Source organism: Micromonospora sp. CNZ296 (assembly GCF_007827635.1).
On record NZ_VISW01000013.1, the window covers coordinates 102,175 to 128,514 of the forward strand.

Here is a 26,340-nt window from a genome sequence, read left to right on the forward strand (position 1 = left end):
CGTTTTCGGGTCAGCGGGAGTGCGCGCGGCCCTTCTTGCGCAGCTTGCGGTCGTCGCGCAGCTCGACGTAGGGCTCCTCGTCGGCCGGGTGCCCGGCGGCGATGGCGCGGCTGCGCTCCAGCTCGGCGTCGAACTCGGCGCCGAGCAGGATGGCGACGTTGCTCAGCCAGAGCCACACCAGGAAGATGATCACGCCGGCCACCGCGCCGTACGTCTTGTTGTACGAGCCGAAGTTGCTGACGTAGAGCGCGAACAGGCCGGAGACCACCAGCCAGAGCACCACCGCGAGCACGCCGCCGGGGCTGACCCAGCGGAAGCCGCCGTGCCGGGCGTTCGGCGAGGCCCAGTAGAGGATCGCGAACATCAGGCTCACCAGCACCAGCAACACCGGCCACTTGGCGATGTTCCACACCGTCACGGCGGTCTCGCCCAGCCCGATCGCGTTCCCGGCCTGCTCGGCAAGTCCGCCGGTGAACACCACGATCACGGCGCTGATCAGCAGCATCACGCCGATCACCGCGGTCACGCCGAGGCGCACCGGCAGCGTCTTCCAGATCGGCCGCCCCTCCGGCACGTCGTAGATGCTGTTCGAGGCGCGCATGAACGCGGCGACGTAACCGGACGCCGACCAGAACGCCGCCACCAGACCGACGATCGCCGCGATGCTCGCCAGCCCGCCGGACTGGCCCGCCTGGTCGATAGCGCTCTCGATGATGCGGCGGATGTTCTCCTCCGGCACCGCCTGCCCGACGGTGTCCCGCACCCCCTCGGTGGCCCGTTCCCCGAGCAGGCCGAGCACCGAGATCAGCACCAGGACGCCCGGGAAGATGGAGAGCACGCCGTAGTAGGTGAGCGCGGCGGCCCAGTCGGTCAGGCTGTCGTCCTGGAACTCCTGCACCGTCCGCTTGAGGGTCGCCATCCAGCCCGTCGCCGACAGGTCGGCCGGGCTGTCCGGCCCGTCGTCCGGCCCCACCGGTCCGGCGTGCTTCCGCCCGTCCGGCCGGTCGTGCCCGGCGCGGGCGTCGTCGCGCGTGGTGGGGGCGTCCTTGCGCCCGTCGCGGGTGTCCTCGTGGACGTCGTGGGCGTCGTCGCGGGCGGCCATGGCACCTCCTCGTCGTCATGTCGTCCCGCACGACATGCCCTGACGAGGGCAGCGATAACCACCGCACCCGCAAACCGGCCACTCGACCGCCGGCGACCGTCCCCACCCACCTCCCTGCCGGCCCCTTCCACGGCCGCGCCCGGCCCTTAACTCCCACCCGCTCCACTGCCCGCGCCCTGTCGCCGCCTCCCCCGTCGGCACCTTCCGCCCGCTCGCCGCCTCTGGCTCTGCAGCCACGCGCGCGACAGACACGCTCCGTAACCATGTGCGCCGATGGATGCAGAGCAAAGGCGGCGGGAGCAGCGCTCCCACCGTCGCCCCGCCACTCCCCACCCGAAATCCCGGAGAGCCGTCGCGCCACCGCGACCACCGATCGCCGCCATCACGACGACCGTCACGACGAGTGGAACGTCATGGGTGTCAAACGGGGCCGGAAGCACCCATGACGTTCCACTCACCGAGGGTCGGCCACCGGTCGACCGGCCGCCTGTGCGGAAGCGAGAGCGCGGTGTGCGGGCGGCGAAGGCCAGGGCGCTGAGGTAACGCGTGATCCGTCTTCCGATGCCACCACCTCGGCGAAGTGGAGTCGATCGTGGAAACGCGAGACGGCGAAGACGCTTTCCAGCCATTTCCCAACCGGGTGAGCGTGGCGGGCGCGAGCGCACACAGCACGGCGCGAGCGGGGTGCTACGGGCGCCGTCCGCGCGAGCCGCCACGAAAGACGCACCCACCTCAGCGGACACGTTGCGTGACGACAAGCATCCCCGGCACGTTCATTCTTCATCGTTGTAAGTGATATCGGGAGAGAGCCGGGAGAACCCTTCTCCCGCCATTGCGAAACAGTTTCAAGAAATAAGTGACGCGAGTGAGCGAAGCTCCATTCCGTCACTCATTGCAATCACGATCGGCAATGTTCCCAACATGCGCGCTATTCGCGTATCGTGCCCCCTCGTGCCGCCCGTTCGCCCCTCCGACGCGACTCCCCCCAAACCCCGGCCGCCGTCCGGCGGACGACCGGGGTCCGACGTGGACGCCGAGGTGGTGTCGCTGCCGCCGGACGACGGAAGCGTCGCCGGACCCGAGTGGGCCGACGACGGGCCGGGCGAGACCCACCACCACAGCCGAGCAGCGCACCACACCGCAGGCGAGCACCACACCGCGGACGAGCACCACACCGCAGGCGAGCACGACACCACGGGCGAGAACGAGACCCGCGACAAGAGCGAGAGCCCGGAACAGACCCAGGACGCCCGCGAACTGGCCGCCCGGTTCGAGGAGGAGAAGCCGGGACGCGTACTCGCCGGACCGGTCGGTGTCCTCTTCACCGGCATCACCGTCGCGGTCGGGCTGCTGACGCTCTGGCAGGTGTTCTTCCCGCTGGCCCAGGGCAGCAAGTACTACCTGATCTTCTTCCTGGCCGGCGTCCTGCCGATCGTGTTCCTCGCGTACCCCTCGGGGGTGCGGCTGCGACGCGCCAAGGCTGACGCGGCCGACGCGGACGACCGGCGCGGACCGACGCCCGTGGACTGGCTGCTGGCCCTCGCGGCGCTCGTCGTCTGCCTCTACCCGGTGCTGCCGGTCACCATCGGCGCCGGTGGCGGCGGGTATGACGCCTTCCTCGACCGGCAGGGCCTGCTCGATCCGCTGGACGTGGCGTTCGGCACCGGGCTGCTGCTTCTGCTGCTGGAGGCGTGCCGGCGCACGACCGGATGGATCCTGCCGGCGGTCTGCGTGCTGTTCCTCGGGTACGGCTACTACGGCGGGCTGCTGCCGCAGTCCTGGCCGGTGGCGCACGCGGGGCTCGACTTCGGGCAGCTCGTCGACGCGTTCTACAACTCCGACAGCGGCTTCTACGGCACCCCGCTGGACGTGGCCGCCTCCTACATCGTGCTGTTCACCATCTACGGCGCGGTGCTCAACCTGTCCGGCGCGGGCCGGTTCTTCGTGGAACTGTCCGCCGCCGCGTTCCGCCGCTCCCGGACGGCCGCCGGGCGCACCGCCGTCGCCTCGGGTTTCCTGCTCGGCACGGTCTCCGGCTCCGGCGCCGCCACCACGGTCAGCATCGGCGCGGTGACCTGGCCGATCCTGCGCCGCGCCGGCTACCCGGCCGAGCGGGCGGGCGGCATGCTCGCCGCCGCCGGTGTGGGGGCGATCCTGTCGCCGCCGACGCTGGGCGCCGCGGCGTTCATCATCGCCGAGTACCTGGGCGTCTCCTACCTCCAGGTGCTCGGCTGGGCGACGGTGCCGACGATCCTCTACTACCTGGGCATCCTGCTCTCCGTCGAGATCGACGCCCGGCGCTCCGGGGTCCGCCCGGTGGTCATCGACACCGGCTCGGCCTGGCGGCTGCTGGCCCGCTTCGGCTACCACTTCCTCTCGCTCTTCGTGATCATCGTGGTGCTCGCACTCGGCGCGTCGGCGATGCGCGCGGTCGTCATCGCCACCGTGCTCGCCGCCGTGCTGTCCTTCCTGGACCGGCGGCACCGCCTCACGCCGGCCCGGCTGGTGGAGGCGCTGCGCGACGGCGTACGCGGGGTGCTCGCGGTGAGCGCCGTCTGCGCCGCGGCCGGCATCATCACCGCCACCACCACGAAGACCGGCCTCGGGCCGCAGGCCGCAGCGCTGCTGATCGACGGCGCGCAGGCGGTCAGCTCCGAGCCGGCAGTGGTGCTGGCCCTCACCGCCGTGCTCGCCGCCGTCGCGCTCAGCCTGCTCGGCCTCGCCGTGCCGGTCACCGCCTCGTTCGTCATCGGCTGGGTGATCATCGGTCCGGCGCTGCTCAACCTGGGCGTCGAAGCGCCCGCCGCGGCCATGTTCGTCTTCTACTTCGCGGTGCTGTCCGAGGTCTCGCCGCCGACCGCGCTCGCAGCTGTCGCCGCCGCCGCGGTCACCGGCGGCCGGCTGGTGCCGACCATGTGGCAGACCCTGCGGTACGCGCTGCCTGCGTACCTGATTCCGCTGGCCTTCGTGATCACACCGACCGGTCTCGGCCTGCTCGGCATCGGCGGCGCCGGGCGGATCGTGACGGCCGGCCTGGTGTCGGCACTGGGTGTCGCGGTGCTGGCGGTCGCGGCCGGCGGCTGGCTACCCGGTGTGGGCCCGGCCGGCGTGCCGGAGCGGATCGTCGGCGCGATCGCCGGGCTGGTGCTGCTCTGGCTGGAACCACTGCCCATGGCGATCGGCGCGGCGCTCGCCGCGCTCGCGGTCGCGGGCGTGTACGTCCGACGTGGCGCCGCCGGGCACCCCGGCCGCCCGGCGGTCGAAGAATCCGTGGACCTTGGGGAGGAGAGAGAGTGGGACGGATCGACGCGAGGATAGTGGCGGGTGTCGGGGCACTGGTCCTGGTCGCCGCCGGTGCCGCCGGCTGCGGGGGCCGTCAGGACGGCGCGGCGAAGGACGACGCCGCCCGCGAGGTCAGCTGCAAGGTCACCAAGGACACCCGGGTCGGCATCGCCACCGGCAACGCCACCGGCGTCTACTACGTGGTCGGCAACGCGCTCGCCGGTGAGCTGAGCAAGACCACCGACGGCAAGCTCACCGGGACGGCCGCCGAGACCGGCGCCTCGGTGCAGAACGTCGAGCAGCTCGTCGCCGGCCAGTACGACGTGGCGTTCTCGCTGTTCGACACCGCCGTCAACGCGGTGCAGGGCAAGGGGAGCTTCAGCTCGCCGCAGCCGGTGAAGGCGCTGGCCCGGATCTACGACAACTACACGCAGGTGGTGGTCCGCGCCGACGCGGGGATCACGTCGGTGGCCGACATGAAGGGCAAGAAGATCTCCACCGGCTCGCCCAAGTCCGGCACCGAGGTCATCGCCAACCGGCTGCTCACCGCCGCCGGACTGGACCCGGCCAAGGACATCCAGGCGCAGCGGCTGGACCTCACCAAGACCGTCGACGGCATGAAGGACGGCAGCATCGACGGCTTCTTCTGGTCCGGCGGCGTGCCGACCGGCGGGGTCACCGACCTGTTCACCACGTCGGGCGACAAGGTGAAGTTCGTCGACATCAGCCCGCTGCTGCCGAAGATGGCCGAGCTGAACCCGGCGTACCAGGCGGGCACCATCGGCAAGGACATCTACCGGACCCCGGCCGACGTGCCCACCATCGTGGTGCCGAACGTGCTGCTGGTGCGGGACAACCTGGACGCCGACGTGGCCTGCGCGATCACCCGGACGGTGTTCGACTCCAAGGACGCCCTGGCCCAGGCGAACCCGGCGGCGAAGGGCATCGAGCTGGGCAACGCCCGCAAGACCGACCCCGTGCCGCTGCACCGCGGCGCGGAGCGGGCGCTGAGCGACCTCGGCGCGAGCTGACCCGAACGGGCCGGGCCCGGACGCGCGTCCGGGCCCGGCCCACCGACCCGACCCGGAGACCCCCGTGCCGCTGCCCCACCCGGCCCGCGTACGCCGGCATCACCGCTCCGCGGACCGCACCGGACGCCTCCGCTCGGTCCGCGTCCAACTGCTGGCCCCGATCCTGGTGGCCACTGCCGGTCTGGTCGTGCTGGGGGCGGCGCAGACCGGCGCCGCGCTCGACGCGTCCGCCGACGCCGACCGGGCCCGCGTGCTGGCCGGCACCGCCACCGCGACCGTACGGCTGGTGCACGAGCTGGAACGCGAACTGGCCGAGACGGCCGCGTTGCGCCAGCGCGGCGGTACGTCCGGCCGCCCGCTCGTGGACGCGCAGCGCCGGCGGGTGGACACGGCGGTGGAGCGCTACCGCTCGGCGCAGGGTGACGCGCGCCGGGCCGCCCCGGATCTGGCCGGGGTGCTCGACGACGTGGGCGGGCGCCTGGCGCAGCTCGCACCCACCCGGGACCTGGCGTTGGCCGGTGAGCGCGGCGACCCGGCGTACGTGTCGCTCGTGGAGTCGCTGCTCGCGGTCGCGGACGCGCTGCCGAGTCAGCTCCGCGACGCCGACCTGGCCAACCAGGCGCGCGAGGTGGCAGCGGTGGCCGCCCAGGAGCACCTGTCCGCGCTGGAGCGCGACCTGCTGCGGGCGGTGTTCGTCAGGGGTGGACTGCAAAGTGGCGAGCTGGCCCGGCTGGGCCGGCTGCGGGGTGCCCGGGAGCAGCGGCAGGCCGAGTTCCTGCGGATCGCCTCCGCCCCGGCGAACAGGGCCTGGTACCGGCTGGTCGACGGCACCGACGTGACCACTGCCCGCCGGATGGGTGACGCCGTGCTCGACTCCGACGGCGCGCCGGGCACGGTGAAGACCGACGGTGACGCCTGGTACGTGGCGCAGAGCGGCGCGATCCGCCGGTACAACCTGCTCGGCCGGGACCTGACCGACGGGCTGGACCGGGACGCGGCGGACCTGGCCGGGACGGCCCGGTTGCGTGCGGTGCTGACCGCCGGCGCGACGAGCACCGTCGCACTCGGCTCGCTCGTCACCGCAGTGCTGCTGGCGGTACGCACCAGCCGCCGGTTGCGTCGGCTGCGGGTGGCCGCGCTCACCATGGCGAACCGGGAGCTGCCGGAACGGATCACCGCGATCGCGGCGGGCGAGCGGACCCCGGCGGAGGGTCCGGCGACCCGGATGACCGACGGGATCAGGCGCGGCAAGGACGAGGTGGCGCAGGTCGCCGAGGCGTTCGACACGGTGAACCGGGCCGCGTTGCGGCTGGCCGGGCAGCAGGCCGAGTTGCGGCTGGACGTGACCCGGATGGCGGAGGCGCTGGCCCGGCGCATCCGTACGCTCATCACCCGGCAGCTGCGGCTGCTCGACGACTTCGAGCGCGAGGAGACCGACCCGGACGCGCTGGCCCGCCTGTTCGCGCTGGACCACCTCGCCGCCCGGTTGCGCCGCAACGGCGAGAACCTGCTGGTGCTCGCCGGTGGCGAGCCCGGCCGGGGGCACGAGGGCGCGTTGCTGCTGGACGACGTGGTGCGGGCGGCGGCCTCCGAGATCGAGGACTACCCGCGGGTCGAGATCGACGTGCCGACCGCTGCGGTGCACGGCGCGGCGGCCGGCAACCTGGTGCACCTGCTGGCCGAGCTGCTGGAGAACGCCACCGTCTACTCGCCACCGGAGGCCCGGGTGCTCGTCGACGGGCGGCGCACCGTCGACGGGCTGGTGCTGCGCGTACACGACCAGGGCATCGGTGTCAGCGAGAGCCGGCTGACCGAGATCAACGATCGGCTGGCCGCGCCGGCCACGCTGTCCAGCGCGGCGGCGGGCAGCATGGGCCTGCACGTGGTGGCCCACCTGGCCGCCCGGCACGGGATCCGGGTGCAGTTGCACAACCCGGGCACCGGCACTGTGGCACAGGTCGACGTACCGGAATCGGTGCTGACCCGGGTCGAGTCGGTGGCGTCCCGGCCGACGGCCGAGCGGCGACAGCGCGCCGCGGCCTGGTTCAAGTCCGGGCCGGCCGGTGGCCGCAGTCTCGTCACCAGCGCCACGACCGTCGGCCCGGTGCGCGGCGTCGCCGCCGTCCGCACGCCCGGTGGCGCGCTGCTGGCGCCGAGCGCGGCGCGGATCCGGCCGGTGAGCGTGCCGCCGACGCCCGTCCCGACCACCGCCGCCGGGCTACCACGGCGGCAGGTGGGCGGCCACCTGCCCGAGCCGATGCCGGACACCACCGCGCCGCCGCCGGCGATCGACCTGCTCGACCCCGAAGTGGTACGTGCCCGGCTGTCCGCCCTCGCCGAGGGGGTGGCCAGCGCGACCCGCCGTGCCCCGAACACCACACCCAACGGGAGAAGACCATGACCTCATCGTCCTCCGCCGGCCTGGACTGGCTGCTGGCGAACTTCGCCGAGCAGGTGCCGGACGTCTCGCACGCGCTCGCGGTCTCCGAGGACGGGCTGCGGCTGGCGTCCTCACCCGACCTCGCCCCCGACCAGGTCGACCAGCTCGCGGCGGTGATCAGCGGGCTGGCGAGCCTGACAGTGGGCGCGGCCCGGCTGATGTCCGCCGGCCGGGTACGCCAGCAGATCGTGGACATGGACGGCGGGGTGATGCTGGTGATGGCCGTGGGTGAGCGGGCGCTGCTCGGCGTGCTGGCCGCGCCCGGCTGCGACCTGGGGCAGATCGGCTACGAGACGGCGACGCTCGTGCAGCGGGTGGCGGAGGCGCTGGAACCGGCGGTGCGACGGTGACCGGCCGCCCGCTGCGGCTGCTGGCCGCGCTGATGACGGCGGTGCTGGTGGTCGGCTGCGCGGCCGAGGACTCCGCCCCGGAGGCGTGGCACGGCGGGCGGATCTTCCTGGCCACCGGCAACACCACAGGCGTGTACTACCAGCTCGGCGGCGGGTACGCCGACCTGATCACCCGCCACCTGCCCGGGTACGAGGCGCGGGCGGAGCCGACCGGCGCGTCGGTGGAGAACATCACCCGGGTGGCGAGCGGGGACATGGAGATCGCGTTCAGCCTGGCCGACACGGCGGCGGACGCGGTCGACGGGCGAGGGGCGTTCGACAAGCAGCCGCAGCCGGTACGGGCGCTGGCCCGGGTCTACAGCAACTACACGCACGTGATCGTCCGCGCCGACGGAAAGATCGGCAGCTTCGCCGACCTGCGCGGCAAGCGCATCTCCACCGGTTCGCCGAAGTCCGGCACCGACATCATCGCCGGGCGCCTGCTCACCGCCGGCGGCATCGACCCGAACCGGGACATCCAGCGGTTCAACCTGTCGCTGCCGGAGACGGTCAAGCGGATGCGCGCCAAGGGCCTGGACGCCATGTTCTTCTCCGGCGGTCTGCCCACTCCCGGTGTCAAGGATCTGCTCTCGTCCGCACCGGGCACGTTCCGGCTGCTGCCGATCGACGAGCTGATCGAGCCGCTGAGCGCCCGCTTCGGCGCTGTCTACACCACCGCGACGCTGCCGAAGGAGGTCTACGACACGCCCGAGCCGACGCCGACTATCACCGTGTCGAACGTGATCCTGGTGGCGGCGGACATGCCGGAGCAGCTCGCGTACGACCTGACCCGGGTGCTGTTCACCTGGCAGGGCGAGTTGATCCAGGTGCACCCGGAGGCGGCGAACTTCAACCGGTCCAGTGCCGCGGCGACCCGCCCGATCCCGTTGCACCCGGGCGCGCAGCGGTTCTACCGCACCGGCTGAGCGCGGGACCGCCTGCTACGGCGTCCAGTCGCGCCGCAGAAGGCCGTAGATCACCAGGTCGGTGAAGCCGTCGCCGTCGTACTCGCGGTCCCGCTGGGTGCCCTCGTGGACGAAGCCGCACCGCTCGGCGGTACGCCGCATGGCCGTGTTGCCGGCGAGCGTCTCGATCTCCAGCCGGCGCAGGTTGCGGTTGCGGAAGCCGTACCGGCAGAGCAGCCGGATCACCTCGGTGCCGTAGCCCTGGCCGCGCGCCTCCGGCAGCAGCGTGATGCCGAGGTGGGCGTACCCGTTGAAGGCGTTGATGCCCCAGAGCACGCCGGTGCCGAGGAACGTGCCGTCGGCGACGGTCTCGGCCAGCAGCGACACCGGAGCGGCGGCCTCCGGCTGCTCGGCGGCACGCTTCTCCAGCCGGGCCCGGACCTGCCCGACGTGGTGCGGCAGGAACGGCTCGTCGTCGGTGACCAGGTGCAGCTCCGGGTCGCTGTGCAGTCGGAACATGTCCGGCGCGTCGTCGGGGGTGGGCGTACGCAGGCGGACCCGGTCGGTGGCGAACATGCCGCGACGCTAACGGCGGACGGGTGGGCCGACAACCGGATTTGGCCTCCCTACCGACCGGTCGGTAGGGTGGTGCGTATGACCCCGCTCGTGCTCGCCACCGCCCTGACCAAGACCTACGGGACGCGCGACGCCCTGCGCGCGCTCGACCTGACAGTCGCGCCGGGCAGCCGGTTCGTCGTGCTCGGCCACAACGGCGCCGGCAAGTCCACGCTGCTGGAGATCATCGCGACGCTGCGCACCCCGACATCCGGCTCGGTACGCGTCGGCGGCTTCGACACCGTCACGCAGGAGCGGGACGCCCGGCGCCTGATCGGCCTCGCGCCGCAGTCGAACGCCCTGGACCCGCTGGCCACCCCGACGGAGGTGCTCGACTTCCACGGTGTCGCGCTCGGGCTGGGACGCCGGCAGCGGGCCCGCCGTACGCGGGAACTGGTCGACCTGTTCGGCCTGGGCGAGCACCGCGCGGCCCGGGTCGCCACGCTCTCCGGCGGCACCCGCCGCAAGCTCGACCTGGCCGTGGCGCTCGTCGCCGAGCCCGCCGTGGTGATCCTGGACGAGCCGACCACCGGCCTGGACCCGCTCGCGCGCATCGACTTCTGGACCGAGCTGACCCGCCTCAACCAGGCCGGCACGTCGCTGCTCATCTCGACCCAGGACCTGCACGAGGCGGACGTGCTCGCCACCGAGATCGCGGTGCTCCGGGACGGCCGGGTGGTCGCCCAGGGTTCACCGGCGTCGCTCAAGCAGCGCGTCGGCGCCCGTACGCTCACGCTCGACCTGTCCGGCGCCGCCGCCGCTGCCGCGTTCGCCGCCGCGTCCGAGGCCGGGTTCCGCGCCGACCCCGACCGCCCGGACCGGGTACGCCTCAGCGTTCCCGACGATCCGCGCGCCCTGGCGAAGGCCCTGGTCGAGGCCGGAGACGCCGCCGCCGACATCACCCGGCTGCACCTCGCCGAGCCCTCCCTCGACGACGTCTTCGTCGCCCTCGCCGCCCGCTGAGGCGTGATCCCACCGCACCCCGAAAGGCCCGAACCCGTGCTCCCGCTCGCAGTCGCCCCGCCCCGCCACTCCCCGGCCCCTGTCGTCCTCGCGGCGATCAGACGCTCCACGCGCGCCGTGCTCCGTACGCCCGCACTGCTGGTCGCCCCGGTCGCCCAGTCCCTGTTCTTCCTGCTCGTCTACGCCGGGCAGCTCGACGCCGTCGGCAGCACCTACCTGGACGGGACGAGCTTCATCGCGTTCCTGCTGCCGCTGATCCTGCTCACCGGCGTCGCCACCGGCGCGGGCGCCGCCGGCACGCTGGTGCTGGGCGACCTCAGCAGCGGATACCTCGACCGCCTGCGGCTCGCCCACGGCACCACGACACCGTTCCTCGTCGGCCCGGTCGTCGCCGCGCTGATCGCCGTCGTCCTCCAGATGGCGGTGACAGTGGCCGGGGCCGCGGCGATCGGCTACCGGTCGGCGAGCTGGTCCGGCGTCGCCGGGATGCTGCTGCTGATGCTGGCCCTGGGCGTCGGTGTCGCGCTGCTGAGCACGGCGCTCGCGATCCGGTCGGCCTCGGCGTCGGCCACCAACCTGGTCACGCTCGCCGTGTTCGGCCTGTCGTTCTTCACCGGCGTGTTCGCGCCGGTCGACGAACTCGCCGGCTGGATGCGGGTGATCGCCGTGGTCAACCCGCTCACCTATATCGTCGACACCGCCCGCCAGCTCGGCGGCGACGCGGCGCTCACCGCGGCCCCGATCGGTGTGGCGGCGATCGTCGCCCTCGCCGTCGCCGGGACCGCGGCCTGCGCCCTCGCCCTCCACCACGCGAGGAAGAACCGATGAGCCCAGCCGACACCCGCACCCAGATCATGGACGCCTTCGCCGAGCAGCTCGCGGCGACCGGCTACCGGGGCATCTCCCTGGTCGGCGTGGGCCGCAGCGTCGGCATCCAGAAGCCGTCCATCTACCACCACTTCCCCGGCGGCAAGGAGGATCTCTACATCGCGGTGGCGGAGCGGTACATCCGGGACGTCGGCGCCCGGATCTCGGCGGCGCTGGCCGGCCCCGGCGACGTGCCGCACCGGCTGCACGCGCTCGCCACCGTCGCCGCCGGTCAGCACGGCGACGCGGTCACGTTCGAGCAGCGCATCTACGACACGCTGCCGCTCGTCTCCGCCGCGACCAGCGAGCGCGTCTCGGGACTCTACGTCGCCCTGATGCTGGCGCCGGTGACCCGGTTCTTCGCCGACGCCCGGTCCGAGGGCGTCGTCACCGGCGAACCGGAGTTCCTGATGAACGCGTTCCTGCACCTGGCCCGCGCCGCCGACCTCACCGACGAGACCGGACCCGCCCGGATCGTCGCGCTCTTCCTCGACGGCGCCCGCCCACGTGCCTAAACTAAGGACTTAGCTAACCGAGGAGGTCGCGCAATGTCGGCTGAGGCTGTGCACTACAACATGCATGACGCCAAGACCCACCTGTCGCGCATCATCGAGCGGGTGGAACGCGGCGAAGAGATCATCATCGACCGGGCGGGCACCCCCGTGGCGAAGGTCGTGCCGCTCGTGCGCCGCGCCAACCGCACGGCGGTCGGCTCCCTCGCCGGGCAGGTGGACCTCTCCGGTGACTGGGACTCGCCACAGACCAACGCCGAGATCGCCGCCGACTTCGGAATCGGCGCATGACCCTGCTGCTGGACACCCACGTCGCGCTCTGGGCCATCACCGGCGACGCCACCCTCGGTGTCGAGTTCCTCGACCGGCTACGCCACGACCCAGATGTCTTCCTCTCCCCGGTCAGCCTCTGGGAGATCACCATCAAGCAGCAGGCGGGGAAGCTCTCCGGCCCGCCCGATCTGGCCGAACGGGTACGCGACATGGGTTTCCGTGAACTACCGGTGACCCACGACCACGCCATCACCGCGGGCCGCCTGCCGCCGCATCACCGTGACCCCTTCGACCGCATGCTGGTGGCTCAGGCGATCACGGAGAATCTGACCCTGGCCACGCGCGACGCTTCCATCCCGCTCTACGAGGTCGACGTCCTCAAGGTGTAGGTGTCAGGCGTCGGCGGGGGTGGTGGCGGCCCGCGCCGCCGCGACCAGCCGGGCGGTCTCGTCGGTCACCGCCTGGTCGTCGGTCGGCGTCCCCGGGTCGTAGCGGACCGTCCAGGTCAGGCCGTCGACTCCGGGCACCCGCCGGGCCGCGACCCGCCCGGAGCCGCCGGGCACCTCGTGGTGCGAGGTGTACGCCACCGAGCCGGTGACCCGGGCCCGGACCTGGTGCGGCAGGTCGCCCGGGTCGACGAGCAGGTACGTCTCGGGAAGACCGTCCGCGACCACCAGGTAGCCGTCGCGCTCGGCGACCGGCTCGGCCGGGGTGACTGTCAGCTCGCGGCCGGACCAGACCGCCTTGAGGATGTCGTGCCAGCCGAGGCGATCCACCCGGCCGGGCAGCCAGAGCCCGCGGTTGCTGGCGACCAGCACGCCGTCGTTGCCGCCCTCGCCGGTGCCGGCGGCGGCCCAGGCGAGCACGCGCTCGTCGGCGGCCAGCGGCGGCCGGTCGGCCGAGGGCAGTTTCGGCCGGCGGTTGAACAGACCCATCACAAACCTCCGGCGGCCTGCTCGCGCAGTGCCCGTGCGTGCTGTTCCAGCGAGAGCAGTTCTCCGAACAGGGAGAAGTACTCGTCCTTGTTGCTCACCGGGTTGACTCGCTGGATCTTCGACTTCAGGTCGCGGATGCGGCCCGTGACCGAACTCCACTGGAGCCGGGCCATGGTGATCGAGACGTACCGCGGGTCGGGCTCGCCGTCGATGCGCAGCGGCTCCACCGCCAGCTCACCGATCAGCGCCTGCCCGGCCAGGTCGTCGCAGGCGTCGCGGACCCGCTCGATCCAGACGGCGCCGCCGGTGGCGCCGGACGCGCCGCCGGCCGCTGCGACTGCGGCGCGTACCGCGACGTGCACCGGGTGCTGGTAGTCGGTCGCCTCGACCGCGTCGAACATCGGGCCGGCCAGGACCGGCTCCTGCAACGCCAGCTTCAGCGCCTCCCGCTCCACCATGGACCGCGGACTGTCCACGCTGGGTGCCCCCTGACGAGGACGCGCGGATGCGGCGGGCGTACCGGGCGCCGGTTGCCCGTTCGCGGCGGTGAGCACCGCACGCTGCACCGGCTCGATCTCCATGCCGAGGTCACCGGCGAGCTTGCGCACGTACTCCGGGCGCTTCTCCCGGTCCTTGATCTTCGCCACCAGCGGCGCGGCGCGGCGCATGGCCTCGACCCGGCCGTCGACGGTGTCGAGGTCGAACCGGCTGATCACGTGCCGGAGGGCGAAGTCGACGAGCGGCTCACGGCGGGCCACCAGGTCACGCACGGCCAGGTCGCCCTTTGCCAGGCGCAGCTCGCACGGGTCCATGTTGTCGGGGCTGACCGCGATGAAGGTACGCCCGACGAAGCGCTGGTCGTCCTCGAAGGCGCGCAGCGCCGCCTTCTGCCCGGCCGCGTCACCGTCGAATGTGAAGATGATCTCCCCGGCCCGCTCGTCGCTGTCGAACAGCACCCGGCGCAGCACCGAGATGTGGTCGCCGCCGAACGCGGTGCCGCAGGTCGCGACCGCTGTCGGCACGTCGGCGAGGTGGCAGGCCATCACGTCGGTGTAGCCCTCGACCACCACCACCTTGCCCTGCTTGGCGATCTCCCGCTTGGCCTGGTCGATGCCGTAGAGCACGTGCGACTTCTTGTAGATCGGCGTCTCGGGCGTGTTGAGGTATTTCGGGCCGTCGTCGTCGTCGAAGAGCTTGCGGGCGCCGAAGCCGATCACGTCGCCGGTGATGTCCCGGATGGGCCACATCAGGCGGCGGCGGAACCGGTCGATCAGCGAGCCGGAGCGGGCCGGGCGGGACAGGCCGCCGGTGACCAGCTCGTCGTGGGTGAAGCCCTGCTGGCGCAGGTGCTTGGTGAGCAGGTCCCACCCGTCGGGGGCGAAGCCGCAGCCGTACCGCTCGGCGGCGGCCCGGTCGAAGCCGCGCCCGGCGAGGAACTCGCGGGCCGGGCGGGCGCCGGCGGTGGTGAGCTGGGCCCGGTAGAACTCGACGGCGGCGGCGTGCGCGGCCACCAGACGCTGCCGCTGCCCCTGCTGCGGGCGGGTACGCGGCGTGGACCGGTCGTCCTCGACGTAGCGCAACTGGATGCCGGCGCGGGCGGCGAGCCGCTCGACGGACTCGACGAAGCTGAGGTGCTCGGCGTCCATCAGGAACTTGATCGCGTCGCCGCCGACCCCGCAGCCGAAGCAGTAGAACACGTTGCGGGCGGGCGAGACGTTGAACGACGGGCTCTTCTCGTCGTGGAACGGGCAGAGCCCCTTGAGGTTGCCGCCGCCGGCCGACTTGAGCGTCACCACCTCGGAGATGACGTCCGCGATGGCGGTGCGCTCGCGGACGAGCGCGATGTCCTCGTCCCGGATCCGCCCCGCCATGACCGCCACCCCCTCGGCGTACATCCTGCCCTGCCGGACCGACGTTCCGGCGGCCGGGGGGACGGGCGTGTGGCCGGCCACGCCCGTCCCCGCCGGCTCAGGCCGAGCGGGCCGCCGCGGGGTCGCCGATGCGCGGGAACGGCTCGATGGAGAAGACCACCTCGACCGGCACCTCGAAGTACGCGGCGATGCGCAGCGCCAGGTGCAGGCTGGGCCGGAACTCGCCGCGCTCCAGGTAACCGACGGTCTGGTAGTGCACACCGAGCGCGTCGGCCAGTTGCCGGCGGGAGATGCCCCGTTCGGCGCGCAGCACCGCGATCCGGTTGTGCACGGTCTCGCTCATCGACGCCCTCTCATCCGACCCGCTGCATGGCCCGTTCCCGCCGGGCCGCGACCCGCGAGCCGGACTCCCGGCGGGCCATCCGGCGCAGCACCACCGGGGCCAGCACGAGCCCGAGCACCGCCCAGGCTCCGAGCACGCCGACCGTCTCCAGGTGCCGCCAGGAGCCGCCGAGTTCGACAGCCGCCAGGTCGCCCGGGAGCAGCGCCGAGCGCATGCCCAAGCCTAGCCAGTAGAGCGGGAAGACCTGGGCGACGCCCTGGAGCCAGCCGGGCAGGCCGTTGATCGGGTAGAAGATGCCGGACAACGCGATGAGACCGAAGATCGGCATCACCACCAGGCCCATGTTGCGCGGGTTCTCGACCAGCGAGCCGATCACCGCGCCCAGCGGCAGCGTCGCCACCAGCCCGAGCGGCACCACCCAGGCCAGCGTGAGCCAGGCGCCGGGGTCGCCGAGCCGCAGCCCGTCGAGGAAGAACAGGCCGGGCGTGAGCTGGATGACGACGCCGATCAGCGCGACCGCCGACACCAGCACGATCTTGCCGACCAGGTAGCCGAGCATGCCGTCCGGGATGGCCTTGGCGCGCAGCAGCGTGCCGTCCTCCCGGTCGATGACGAGCTGGTTGGCCAGCCCGAGCAGGCCGCCGAAGAGCAGGCCCATACCGAGCGCGCTGGGCAGCGTACGGGCGCCGAGGGAGAAGTCGGTGCCGGGCACCGTCGAGCCGCGCATCCAGAACACGGCGACCAGCAGCACCACCGTGGGGAAGAAGTAGGTCCAGAGATCCTGGCCGTTGGTGAACGTGGCGCGCAGCTCTATCACGCCGCGCCGCAGCCCGGCCCGCAGCGCGTTGGTGGTCGGGTTCATCGGTTCGCCTCCTGCTGCCACACCCGCTCGGCCCGGCCGGTACGGATGCCGGTCTCCTCCTCGTGCACCAGCGCCAGGTACGCGTCCTCCAGGCTGGCCCGGCGCACCTCCAGCTCGCGTACCCGGTCGCCGTGCTCGCGGAGCAGGTCGCGCAGGAACGCGGTGGCGTCGGCGGTGGCGTGCACGTACCGCTCGCCGTCCCGGGTCCAGCGCACCTCGGCGTCCCCCGCGACGCGCCGGGCGAGCTGGTCGGGCGAACCCTCGGCGATGATCCGGCCGCCGGCCAGGATGAGGATGCGGTCGGCCAGCTTCTCCGCCTCGGCCAGGTCGTGCGTGGTCAGCACGATGGTGGTCTCGTCCAGGTCGGCCAGGCGGTGCACCAGCTCGTGGAACTCGCGCCGGGCGGCCGGGTCGAACCCGACGGTCGGCTCGTCCAGGAACAGCAGTTCGGGGCGGCCGACGATGCCGATAGCGACGTCGAGCCGGCGGCGCTGGCCACCGGAGAGCCGGGCCACCCGGCTTCCGGCGTGCGCACTCAGGCCCACGGTCTCCAGCAGTTCGTCGACCGGCCACGGGCGCGGGATCCGGTCGGTGGCGTACGGCGCGTAGAAGTCGCCGAGGTGTGCGAGCAGCTCCCGCACCCGCCACTTGCAGTGGTCGCGCCAGGACTGGAGCACCACGCCGAGCCGCGCGCGCCACCGTTCGTCGCCGCGGGCCGGGTCGGTGCCGAGCACGCGCACCGTGCCGGCCGAGGGCAGCCGGAAGCCTTCGAGGATCTCGATGGTGGTCGTCTTGCCCGCGCCGTTGGGCCCGAGCAGCGCCACCACCTCGCCCCGCCGGGCGGTCAGGTCGACGCCGTGCAGCACGTCGACGGCGCCGTAGCGCATACGCAGATCCCGCACGTCGAGGACGAGATCCTCGTCGGGAGGTCGGGGGGACGCGACGGTCCCCGGGAGTTCGACCGCAGTCATACCCCGGAATGTAGCACTTCTACTACATCCCGGGGTACACCCGCTCACTGCGGGACGCACGATGGAGTCGTCAGGACACGACGGCGGCGGCCTCCTCGGCCTCCACTGCGGCGTTCCAGGCCGGCTTGGTGGACCGCCAGCCCTCGTCGTCCATGCCACGCCGCCAGTAGCCGGAGATGGACAGGTCGCCCCGGGGCACGCCGCGCTCGACGCGCAGCAGCCGCCGCAGCTCCTTCATCGCCCCGGCCTCACCGTGCACGAACGCGTGCACCCGGCCGGGCGGGAACGCCAGCGCCCGGACCGCCTCGACCAGCGGCTCGCCGTACGGACGCCCGTCGCGGTGCAACCAGCACACCTCGACCTCACCCGCGCTGGTCAGGGGCAGCTCGTCGGCCGGGCCGCCGACCTCGACGTACACCTTCGCGGGCGCGCCCACCGGCAGCCGTTCCAGGGCGGCGGCGATGGCCGGCAGCGCGCTCTCGTCGCCCGCCAGCAGGTGCCAGTCGGCAGCCGGGTCCGGCGCGTACGCGCCGCCCGGCCCGGTGAACAACACCCGGTCGCCGGGACGCAGCGCCGCCGCCCACGGCCCGGCCAGACCCTCGTCGCCGTGGTGCACCACGTCGACAGTCATCTCACCGGCCGCGGCGTCCCAGGCCCGGACCGTGTACGCGCGCAGGCGCGGCCACTGCTCCGCCGGGAACTCCCGCTTGATCGTGGCCAGGTCGACCGGGTCCGGGTAGGTCACCCCGGCCGGCGGGAAGACGAACTTCACGTAGTGGTCGGTGTACGCGCCCACCGGCAGTCCGGCCAGCTCGGCGCCGCCCAGGACCAGGCGGATCAGGTGTGGGGTGGGCCGCGTGGTCCGGACGACCGTGGCGGCGGTGAGCTTCTTCGGGCGATCCGTCATGCGCTTAGGCTAGCCTAAGTTCGATGGCTCGCCCCGGGCACGATGCGGTCAGCTCGGCGACACCAGCCGGGCGTGCCAGGCCAGCGCGGCCGGATCGGTGAGCGAGGCGACCTGGTCGATCACCACGCGCAGCCGCGCGGCGTCGTCCGCCGCGTCACGCCACAGCGGCGCGAACACCGGGTCGAGCGCATCCGGCGCCCGATCCAGCAGCGCCGCGACCAGCCCGGTCAGAACGTCGCGCTGCCGCGCGTAGCGGTCCCCGGCGCCGGGGCGGCGCATCACGTACCGCAGCGCGATGCCCTTGAGCAGCGCGCACTGCGCCCGGATCCGGCGCGGCACCTCCAGGTCGGCGTCGTAGCGGCGGTGCGGGCCGGGACCGTGGCGCTGCTCGGTCGCGGCCACCACGCCGGCGACGAACCGGCCGGTGAGCACGCTCGTGGTGGCCTTCAACGCGGCGAGCGCGCGGTGGCTGCCGTCGTACGCGGCAAGCGGGGCGAGCACCGGATCGGCCAGCAGGCCGGCGAGCACCTCGCCCAGATCCTCCGGCGCCTCACCCGAGTAGGCGGCGGCCACGTCGGCGCAGAGCGCCCGCCGCTCGTCCGCGTCGGCCAGCAGCGGGCGCAGGTCGACGTACCCGCCGTGGATGCCGTCCTCGACGTCGTGCACCGAGTACGCCACGTCGTCGGCCCAGTCCATCACCTGGGCCTCCAGGCAGCGCCGGTCGCCCGGCGGGGCGCCTTCGCGCAGCCAGTCGAAGACCGGGCGGTCGTCGGCGTACACGCCGAACTTGCGCTCGCCGGGGCGGCGCGGCCACGGGTACTTGCTCACCGCGTCCAGCGCGGCCCGGGTCAGGTTCAGCCCGGCCGAGCGCCCGTCCGGGGCGAGCACCTTCGCCTCCAGCCGGGTGAGCACCCGCAGCGTCTGCGCGTTGCCCTCGAAGCCGCCGCAGTCGGCGGCCAGCTCGTCCAGGGCGTACTCGCCGTTGTGCCCGAACGGCGGGTGGCCCAGGTCGTGCGCCAGCCCGGCGGTGTCCACCACGTCCGGGTCGCAGCCCAGCCGGGCGCCCATCTCGCGGGCGATCTGCGCGACCTCCAGCGAGTGGGTCAGCCGGGTACGCAGGAAGTCGTTCGTCCCGGCGGTGTGCACCTGGGTCTTCGCGGCGAGCCGGCGGAACGCCGCCGAGTGCAGCACGCGGGCGCGGTCCCGCTCGAACGGCGACCGGCCGTACCCGGTGTCCTTGGGCGCCTCGTCGACCAGCCGCGCCGCGTCGCTCATTTCTCCCGGACTGGCAGAGGGTCGCGACTGCGGGGCTCGCAAGACCGGCTCACTCCTCGCGCTCCCGGAGCACGCAGAACTCGTTGCCCTCCGGGTCGGCGAGCACCGTCCACTCCACGTCCCCCTGGCCGATGTCGACGTGCCGGGCGCCCATGTCGACGAGGCGCTCCACCTCGGCCTCCATGTCGGCCGGGCGCAGGTCGATGTGCAGCCGGTTCTTCCCCTCCTTCGGCCCGGAGACCGGGACGAAGACGAGACCGGGCGTCGTGTCGGGGGTCCGGCGGATCTCCACCTCGTCCGGCTTGTCGGTGATCACCTGATAGCCGAGGGCCTCCGCCCACCAACTGGCGAGCCGGGACGGATCCCGGGCGTCGATGGTCAGGTTCTCCCAGACGGCGGTCATGCGGCCACCCCTCCTGATCGACACGTGGCGGAAGCTCAGGCTACGCCGAGGAGGCCGGAAAGGCGCGCCGGGCGTACGCGGGGCCGCCGGCGAGCACCGGCGGCCCCGCGCCGCGTCAGCGGGAGTCCGAACCGGTGGTGGTGATCGACGCGCGCCCTGCCTCCAGCCGGGCCACCGGCACCCGGAACGGCGAGCAGGAGACGTAGTCCAGGCCGACCTCGTGGAAGAAGTGCACCGAGTCCGGGTCGCCGCCGTGCTCGCCGCAGACGCCGAGCTTCAGGCCCGGACGGGCCGCCCGGCCCTCCTCGGCGGCGATGCGCACCAGCCGGCCGACGCCGTCGGTGTCGATCGACTCGAACGGCGAGATACCGAAGATGCCCAGCTCCAGGTAGCGCCAGAAGAACGCGCCCTCCACGTCGTCGCGGGAGAAGCCCCAGCCCATCTGGGTCAGGTCGTTGGTGCCGAAGGAGAAGAACTCGGCCGCCTCGGCGATCTGCCCGGCGGTCAGCGCCGCCCGGGGCACCTCGATCATCGTGCCGATCAGCACCTCGACGCCGCTGTCCCCGACCACCTCGGCGATGATCCGCTCGGCCTCGGCGCGTACCGTCTCCAGCTCCTGCACGGCCCCGACCAGCGGCACCATGATCTCCGGGCAGGCCTTGCCGCCGTCGCGGACGACCGCGACGGCGGCCTCCGCGATCGCGCGGACCTGCATGGCGAACAGGCCGGGGATGACCAGGCCGAGCCGGACGCCGCGCAGGCCCAGCATCGGGTTCTCCTCGTGCATCCGCCGTACGGCGGCGAGCAGCGCCTCCTCCTTGGCCACGTCCTCGCCGCGCTCCTGTGCCACTGCGACGTTGACCGCGAGCTGTTCCAGCGGGGGCAGGAACTCGTGCAGCGGCGGGTCGATCAGCCGCACGGTGACCGGCAGGCCGTCCATCTCGCGGAAGATCTCGATGAAGTCGGCCCGCTGCAGCGGCAGCAGCGCGGCGAGCGCGTCCTCCCGCTCCCGCTCGCCGGAGGCCAGGATGAGCCGCTCGACCAGCTCGCGCCGGTCGCCGAGGAACATGTGCTCGGTGCGGCACAGGCCGATGCCCTCGGCGCCGAAGCGCCGCGCCCGGGCCGCGTCCGCTCCGGTGTCGGCGTTCGTGCGTACCCGCAGCCGCCGCGCGGCGTCGGCGTGCGTCATGATCCGGTGTACGGAGCGGACCAGCGCGTCGTCGGTGTTCTCCGGGTCGAGTTCGCCCTCGAAGTACTGCACCACCTCGGACGGCATGACCGGCACCTCGCCGAGGTAGACCTTGCCGGTGGTGCCGTCGATCGAGACCACGTCGCCCTCGTTCACCACGTGGTCGCCCACAGTGAACTTCTTCGCCGGTACGTTCACTTCCAGCTCGTCGGCGCCGGAGACGCAGGTCTTGCCCATGCCGCGGGCCACCACGGCGGCGTGGCTGGTCTTGCCGCCCCGGGAGGTGAGGATGCCCTTGGCGGCGATCATGCCGTTGAGGTCGTCCGGGTTGGTCTCCCGGCGGACCAGGATCACCGACTCCCCCTCGGCGGCCAGCTCGACCGCGCGGGCCGAGGTGAAGACGACCTTGCCGGACGCGGCACCCGGGGAGGCGCCGATGCCCTTGGCCACCGGCTCGAACTCGTGGTCGAGCTGGAAGCGCGGGAACATCAACTGGGCGAGCTGCGCGCCGTTGACCCGGTGCAGCGCCTCGTCCAGGTCAATCAGACCCTCGTCGACGAGCTGCCCGGCGATGACGAACGCGGCGGCGGCGGTGCGCTTGCCGACGCGGGTCTGGAGCATCCAGAGCTTGCCGCGCTCGATGGTGAACTCGATGTCGCAGAGGTCCTTGTAGTGCTCCTCCAGCCGGGCCATGATGCCGAGCAGCTGGTCGTAGGAGGTCTTGTCGAGCTGCTCCAGCTCCTGCAACGGCACCGTGTTGCGGATGCCGGCGACGACGTCCTCACCCTGGGCGTTGGCGAGGTAGTCGCCGTAGATGCCCTGCGCGCCGCTGCCCGGGTCGCGGGTGAACGCGACTCCGGTGCCGGAGTCGGGACCGAGGTTGCCGAAGACCATCGTCACCACGTTGACGGCGGTGCCCAGGTCGGCCGGGATGCGCTCCTGGCGGCGGTAGAGGATCGCCCGCTCCGCGTTCCACGAGTCGAAGACCGCGCGGATGGCGAGGTCGAGCTGCTCGCGCGGCTCCTGCGGGAACTCGCGGCCGGTGTGCTTGGCGAAGATCTGCTTGTACGCGTCGACAAGCCCGCGCAGGTCGTCGGCGTCCAGGTCGAGGTCGTTGTGCGTGCCCTTGGCGCGCTTGATCTCGTCGAGCGCGTGCTCGAACTCCTCGCCCGGCACCTCGCAGACGGTCTTGCCGAACATCTGGATCAGCCGCCGGTACGAGTCCCAGGCGAACCGGTCGTTCCCGCCCGCCTGGTTGCTCAGGCCGACCACGCTGCGGTCGTTGAGGCCGACGTTGAGGACGGTCTCCATCATGCCCGGCATGGAGAACTTGGCGCCGGAACGTACCGAGACCAGCAGCGGGTCGTCCGGGTCGCCGAGGCGCCGGCCCATCTCGCGCTCCAGGGACTCCAGGTGCGCCTCGATCTGGGCGGCCAGGCCGTCCGGCTCGCGCCCGGTCGTCAGGTACGCCTTGCAGGCCTCGGTGGTGATCGTGAAGCCGGGCGGAACCGGCAGGCCGAGATTCGTCATCTCGGCCAGGTTGGCCCCCTTGCCGCCGAGCAGATCCTTGAGATCCTTGTTGCCCTCGGCGAAGTCGTAGACGTACTTCTGCTCGACCGGATCGTGCGCTGCCACCAGAGCCTCCCACGCGCGCCATTGACACTTAACGAAGGTTCAGTTCGGACATACCCCGGTAGTGACCACCGGTAATCCCGGCTCGTCAGCGTCGGTGGGGCGAAGGCTAGGCGAGTTTCGAGAAACCTGGGAGCGTTCGGTGACTTTCGGCACAACGGTCACCACAATCCGCGTTCGTACGGGTTTTTGGGAACGCTTCCACGAGCACGATCACGCAATTCCGATCCCCCTCGTACTCTTGACGTCACTGCATCTCGCGGAACCTGACCTTTGCCATATCCCGCGCGAATACACCCTCGGAGCCGTCGCCGTGCCGACCAACCCCGCCGCCCCGGAGACCGGGCCGGAGCCGACCGACACCCGTCCCACCAGCCCTTCCAGCGACGTACCCGCTGTGCCGCTGCCCGGTGTGCCGGCACCCGCGGCCGAGCTGGCCCGCGACGCCGCGGGCCGGGCCGCCGAGGCGCTCGCCGGACCGGCGCCGGTCCGGCTCGGCGACGTGGTGCCGGCGCCCGAGCACGTGCGCCCGGACCCGGCCGGCGACTTCACGCTGAGCGCGGACGCGGTGCTGCGGGTCAGCCCCGCCGGGCGGGACGTGGCCGAACAGCTCGCCGGCTGGCTGCGCCCGGCCACCGGCTTCCCGCTCCCGGTCGCCGACACCGGCGAGGACGGCCCGCTGACGCTCACGCTGTCCGCGGCGGTTCCCGCCCGGCCCGGCGAGCCGGACGACGCGCGGCTCGGAGACGAGGGCTACCGCCTCGACGTGACCACCGGCGGCGTCCGGATCACCGCCGCCACCCCGGCCGGGCTGTTCCACGGCGCGCAGACGCTGCGGCAGCTGCTACCCGCGCCGATCGAGAGCCCGACCGCCGTCGCCGCGCGCTGGGCGGTACCCGGCGGCACGATCGTCGACCGGCCGCGCTTCCCCTACCGGGGCGCGATGCTCGACGTCGCCCGCCACTTCTTCGCGGTCGAGGACGTGCTGCGGGTGGTCGACCACCTGGCCCGCTACAAGCTCAACCACCTGCACCTGCACCTCACCGACGACCAGGGCTGGCGGATCGCCGTCGACTCCTGGCCACGGCTCGCCGAGGTCGGCGGTGCGACAGCGGTCGGCGGCGGCCCCGGCGGCTGGTACACACGTGACGACTACCGCCGCATCGTCGCGTACGCCGCCCGCCGCCACGTCACAGTGGTGCCCGAGATCGACCTCCCGGGCCACACCAACGCGGCGCTCGTCGCGTACCCCGAACTGGCGCCCGGCAAGATCGCGCCACCGCCGTACACCGGCACCGAGGTCGGCTTCAGCTTCGTCGACCCCGCCGACGAGCGGACGTACGCCTTCGTCGCGGACGTGGTCGGCGAGGTGGCCGCGTCGACGCCCGGGCCGTGGCTGCACCTCGGCGGCGACGAGGCGTTCAAGGTGCCGGCCGACAGCTACCGCTCCTTCGTGGAGCGGGCGCAGCGGCTGGTGGCCGCCACCGGCAAGACCGTCGTCGGCTGGCACCAGCTCGCCCCGGCCGCACACGTCGACGGGCGCGTCCTGCAGTGGTGGGGCACGAACGGTGACGACCCGGAGACCGCCGACGCGGTACGCCGGGGCGCCCGGCTGATCCTCTCCCCCGGCAACCACGCGTACCTGGACATGAAGTACGCCCCGGACACCCCGATCGGACACGACTGGGCAGGTCTGATCGACGTGCGCCGGGCGTACGAGTGGGATCCGGGCAGCCACGTGCGGGGCGTACCGGCCGAGGCGGTGCTGGGTGTGGAGGCGCCGCTGTGGACCGAGTCGATCACGACGCCGGCCGAGGTCGAGTTCATGCTCTTCCCGCGCCTGCCCGCCGTCGCCGAACTCGGCTGGTCACCGCGCGAGACGCACGACTGGTCCCGGTTCCGCAGCCGGCTGGCCGCACACGGCCCGCGCTGGTCCACAGCCGGCATCGCCTTCCACCCCTCCCCCGAGATCCCCTGGCCCACCACCCCAGCCCAGATCCCCACCCAGCCCACCCCCACCCCCACCACCCACACCACCCCCTGACCGCGCACGGGGCGCCGAACCCCGTCGATCATGAAGTTGACGGCGACAAACCGGACACAAAACGCCGTCAACTTCATGATCGACGCCCTCATCCCCGGGCGGCGACATCCAGCCGCCCCTCGCCGTCGCGCACTCCCTCCCGAGCGCCCCGAGCGCCCCGAGCGCCCCGAGCGCCCCGAGCGACCCGAAGATCTTGGTACGGAACAGCCCTCGGAGGGGCGCCGATCTACCAAGATCTCGAAGCTCACCCGCCCAGAGCCCGACATCGGGCACCAAGGCGACTCACCCCCCCTCCCATCGGATCGGTGATCAAGGAGTTTGTGCCCGGTGCGCGGCCTCAGACGGACACAAACTCCTTGATCAACGGGGTGGGGGGTTGGGGGGAGCCCTTGAGGTGGCCGGGGCGGGGTGACTGCGGCGAGGGCGGGCGGGGTTCGGTGTCGGCGGCAGCCCTGATGGGCTCGGTGTCCGGATTCGGGGTGGTCGGGGTCACCCGTGGGGTGGAATCGGCGGTGGGTGCGGGGCGTTGTACATGGCAGACCGCGCCGCTCCCGCCGACCGCCCGCCCCCTCGGGCCGGGAATCAGGCCGGGACGCCGGTCGTTACATCCCCGGAGCCGCCGAGCAGGCCGACAGCGCCTGTCGAGCCGGCCCCACCGCCGGGCAGCACTCCCCGGGAATGACCCCGGGGCCCCCGGTCGTTACATCCCCGAGCCGCCGGAGCAGGCCACCCCGCTGGTCGCCCGAGCGAGCCACCGGCCCGACGCACATACCGGGCCACCTGATCTTTATTCGCGGCATCCCCCATCGCCGCGTACCCCCGACAGAGAGGCAACTGATCATGGCTACCACTCTGCTGCGCAAGACCGCTCTGACCGTCGCCGGTATCGCCGCCACCGCCGGTGGCATCGCCGGCCCCGCCATCGCCGCCCAGGCCACCCCGGCCGAGCGCGCCGCCCAGGTCGTCACCACCGACCGCAAGCACGGCGAGCGTGAGCTGGACGTGCGCTACGAGGCGCAGCCCAACTTCTACTTCTGTGGCCCGGCCGCGGCCCGTAACGCGCTGAGCGTGCAGGGCAAGAACATCGACGTGGACGCCATGGCCAAGGAGATGGGCACCACCGAGGCCGGCACCAACTCCATCAACGACATCACGCCGGTGCTCAACAAGGAGACCGGTAAGGACGTCTACAAGTCGACCGAGATCCCGGTGGACAAGGCCGGTGAGAAGGTGGAAAAGCTGCGTGCCGACGTGGTGCGCACTGTGGACGACGGCCGGGCCGTGGTGGCGAACATCGCCGGCACCGCGACCGACACCGACGGCAACACCCACTCGTTCGAGGGTGGCCACTACATCAGCGTGGTCGGCTACCGCGACGGCGGCAAGGTCGTGACGATCGCCGACTCGGCGAACCCGGACCAGGCCTCCTACCGGATCGACGTGGACGAGCTCGCCCGCTGGATCGCCAGCCGCGGCTACAGCTCCTGACCGAGTGACAATGACGAAGGGCCCGACCCCGGAACGGGGGT

At 72.7% G+C, this 26,340-nt stretch carries 23 protein-coding genes; 12 read left to right on the top strand and 11 right to left on the bottom strand.

Features of this window, described 5'->3' with window-relative positions; all coding sequences use genetic code 11:
• Window positions 1–10: 10 nt before the first annotated feature.
• Window positions 11–1,102, bottom strand: a complete 1,092-nt coding sequence (locus FB455_RS21740) for a YihY/virulence factor BrkB family protein (RefSeq protein ID WP_013287914.1) — start codon at window positions 1,100–1,102, stop codon at window positions 11–13.
• Between the two features lie 1,026 nt (window positions 1,103–2,128).
• Here FB455_RS21740 and FB455_RS21745 point away from each other — a divergent pair.
• The 5 genes from FB455_RS21745 to FB455_RS21765 all read left to right on the top strand — a co-directional run bounded on the left by FB455_RS21745 (window position 2,129) and on the right by FB455_RS21765 (window position 9,170).
• Window positions 2,129–4,420 carry a TRAP transporter fused permease subunit gene (locus tag FB455_RS21745; RefSeq protein ID WP_013287915.1) on the top strand — a complete coding sequence of 764 codons (2,292 nt, stop codon included), beginning with the start codon at window positions 2,129–2,131 and terminating at the stop codon, window positions 4,418–4,420.
• Window positions 4,396–5,415, top strand: coding sequence for a TAXI family TRAP transporter solute-binding subunit (locus FB455_RS21750; RefSeq protein WP_013287916.1), 1,020 nt, complete (start codon window positions 4,396–4,398; stop codon window positions 5,413–5,415). The genes FB455_RS21745 and FB455_RS21750 overlap by 25 nt, the downstream gene beginning before the upstream one ends.
• Before the next feature lie 64 nt (window positions 5,416–5,479).
• Entirely contained in the window at window positions 5,480–7,816 is a 2,337-nt protein-coding gene (locus tag FB455_RS21755; protein ID WP_013287917.1) for a sensor histidine kinase, read from the top strand.
• Complete coding sequence (locus FB455_RS21760) at window positions 7,813–8,205, top strand: roadblock/LC7 domain-containing protein (RefSeq protein WP_013287918.1); 393 nt, start codon at window positions 7,813–7,815, stop codon at window positions 8,203–8,205. The genes FB455_RS21755 and FB455_RS21760 overlap by 4 nt, the downstream gene beginning before the upstream one ends.
• A complete protein-coding gene (locus FB455_RS21765; RefSeq protein WP_013287919.1) occupies window positions 8,202–9,170 on the top strand; it encodes a TAXI family TRAP transporter solute-binding subunit in 969 nt (322 codons plus the stop codon). The genes FB455_RS21760 and FB455_RS21765 overlap by 4 nt, the downstream gene beginning before the upstream one ends.
• Before the next feature lie 15 nt (window positions 9,171–9,185).
• Here FB455_RS21765 and FB455_RS21770 read toward each other — a convergent pair whose 3' ends face one another.
• Window positions 9,186–9,725 (bottom strand): GNAT family N-acetyltransferase, encoded by a 540-nt coding sequence (locus FB455_RS21770; protein WP_013475555.1) that lies wholly within the window; start codon window positions 9,723–9,725, stop codon window positions 9,186–9,188.
• Between the two features lie 78 nt (window positions 9,726–9,803).
• Here FB455_RS21770 and FB455_RS21775 point away from each other — a divergent pair, with 78 nt between their 5' ends.
• Genes FB455_RS21775 through FB455_RS21795 form a run of 5 tightly spaced genes read left to right on the top strand, consistent with a single transcriptional unit; the run spans window position 9,804 to window position 12,768 of the window.
• A complete protein-coding gene (locus tag FB455_RS21775) occupies window positions 9,804–10,727 on the top strand; it encodes an ABC transporter ATP-binding protein (RefSeq protein ID WP_145754868.1) in 924 nt (307 codons plus the stop codon).
• 36 nt (window positions 10,728–10,763) lie between these two features.
• A complete protein-coding gene (locus FB455_RS21780; protein WP_145754871.1) occupies window positions 10,764–11,555 on the top strand; it encodes an ABC transporter permease in 792 nt (263 codons plus the stop codon).
• Window positions 11,552–12,109: a TetR/AcrR family transcriptional regulator gene (locus FB455_RS21785; RefSeq protein ID WP_145754874.1), complete on the top strand. Its 558-nt coding sequence runs from the start codon at window positions 11,552–11,554 to the stop codon at window positions 12,107–12,109. Before FB455_RS21780 ends, FB455_RS21785 begins: the two co-directional genes overlap by 4 nt.
• Before the next feature lie 33 nt (window positions 12,110–12,142).
• Window positions 12,143–12,397, top strand: a complete 255-nt coding sequence (locus FB455_RS21790) for a type II toxin-antitoxin system Phd/YefM family antitoxin (RefSeq protein ID WP_013287924.1) — start codon at window positions 12,143–12,145, stop codon at window positions 12,395–12,397.
• Window positions 12,394–12,768, top strand: a complete 375-nt coding sequence (locus FB455_RS21795) for a type II toxin-antitoxin system VapC family toxin (protein ID WP_013287925.1) — start codon at window positions 12,394–12,396, stop codon at window positions 12,766–12,768. Before FB455_RS21790 ends, FB455_RS21795 begins: the two co-directional genes overlap by 4 nt.
• A gap of 3 nt (window positions 12,769–12,771) precedes the next feature.
• Here the strand turns inward: FB455_RS21795 and FB455_RS21800 are convergent, their stop codons facing one another.
• The 9 genes from FB455_RS21800 to ppdK all read right to left on the bottom strand — a co-directional run bounded on the left by FB455_RS21800 (window position 12,772) and on the right by ppdK (window position 22,770).
• Entirely contained in the window at window positions 12,772–13,314 is a 543-nt protein-coding gene (locus FB455_RS21800; RefSeq protein WP_047893502.1) for a hypothetical protein, read from the bottom strand.
• On the bottom strand, window positions 13,314–15,209 hold the full coding sequence (dnaG, locus tag FB455_RS21805; RefSeq protein ID WP_145754876.1) for a DNA primase: 1,896 nt from the start codon (window positions 15,207–15,209) through the stop codon (window positions 13,314–13,316). Before dnaG ends, FB455_RS21800 begins: the two co-directional genes overlap by 1 nt.
• A 73-nt stretch (window positions 15,210–15,282) precedes the next feature.
• Window positions 15,283–15,528 (bottom strand): helix-turn-helix transcriptional regulator, encoded by a 246-nt coding sequence (locus FB455_RS21810; RefSeq protein WP_013287928.1) that lies wholly within the window; start codon window positions 15,526–15,528, stop codon window positions 15,283–15,285.
• A 10-nt stretch (window positions 15,529–15,538) separates the two neighbouring features.
• On the bottom strand, window positions 15,539–16,390 hold the full coding sequence (locus FB455_RS21815) for an ABC transporter permease (RefSeq protein ID WP_013287929.1): 852 nt from the start codon (window positions 16,388–16,390) through the stop codon (window positions 15,539–15,541).
• Entirely contained in the window at window positions 16,387–17,361 is a 975-nt protein-coding gene (locus FB455_RS21820) for an ABC transporter ATP-binding protein (RefSeq protein WP_145754878.1), read from the bottom strand. Before FB455_RS21820 ends, FB455_RS21815 begins: the two co-directional genes overlap by 4 nt.
• Before the next feature lie 70 nt (window positions 17,362–17,431).
• Window positions 17,432–18,268, bottom strand: coding sequence for a siderophore-interacting protein (locus tag FB455_RS21825; protein ID WP_013475546.1), 837 nt, complete (start codon window positions 18,266–18,268; stop codon window positions 17,432–17,434).
• Between the two features lie 48 nt (window positions 18,269–18,316).
• Window positions 18,317–19,543 carry a deoxyguanosinetriphosphate triphosphohydrolase gene (locus FB455_RS21830; protein WP_013475545.1) on the bottom strand — a complete coding sequence of 409 codons (1,227 nt, stop codon included), beginning with the start codon at window positions 19,541–19,543 and terminating at the stop codon, window positions 18,317–18,319.
• A 49-nt stretch (window positions 19,544–19,592) separates the two neighbouring features.
• Entirely contained in the window at window positions 19,593–19,946 is a 354-nt protein-coding gene (locus tag FB455_RS21835; RefSeq protein WP_013287934.1) for a VOC family protein, read from the bottom strand.
• A 115-nt stretch (window positions 19,947–20,061) separates the two neighbouring features.
• Entirely contained in the window at window positions 20,062–22,770 is a 2,709-nt protein-coding gene (gene ppdK / locus FB455_RS21840) for a pyruvate, phosphate dikinase (protein WP_013287935.1), read from the bottom strand.
• Between the two features lie 310 nt (window positions 22,771–23,080).
• On the opposite strand from ppdK, the gene FB455_RS21845 reads away from it, so the two are divergent.
• Entirely contained in the window at window positions 23,081–24,811 is a 1,731-nt protein-coding gene (locus tag FB455_RS21845; protein WP_145754881.1) for a beta-N-acetylhexosaminidase, read from the top strand.
• A gap of 840 nt (window positions 24,812–25,651) precedes the next feature.
• The gene (locus FB455_RS21855; RefSeq protein WP_145754886.1) at window positions 25,652–26,299 is read left to right on the top strand and encodes a C39 family peptidase; all 648 of its coding nucleotides are present in this window, start codon (window positions 25,652–25,654) and stop codon (window positions 26,297–26,299) included.
• Window positions 26,300–26,340 lie beyond the last annotated feature (41 nt).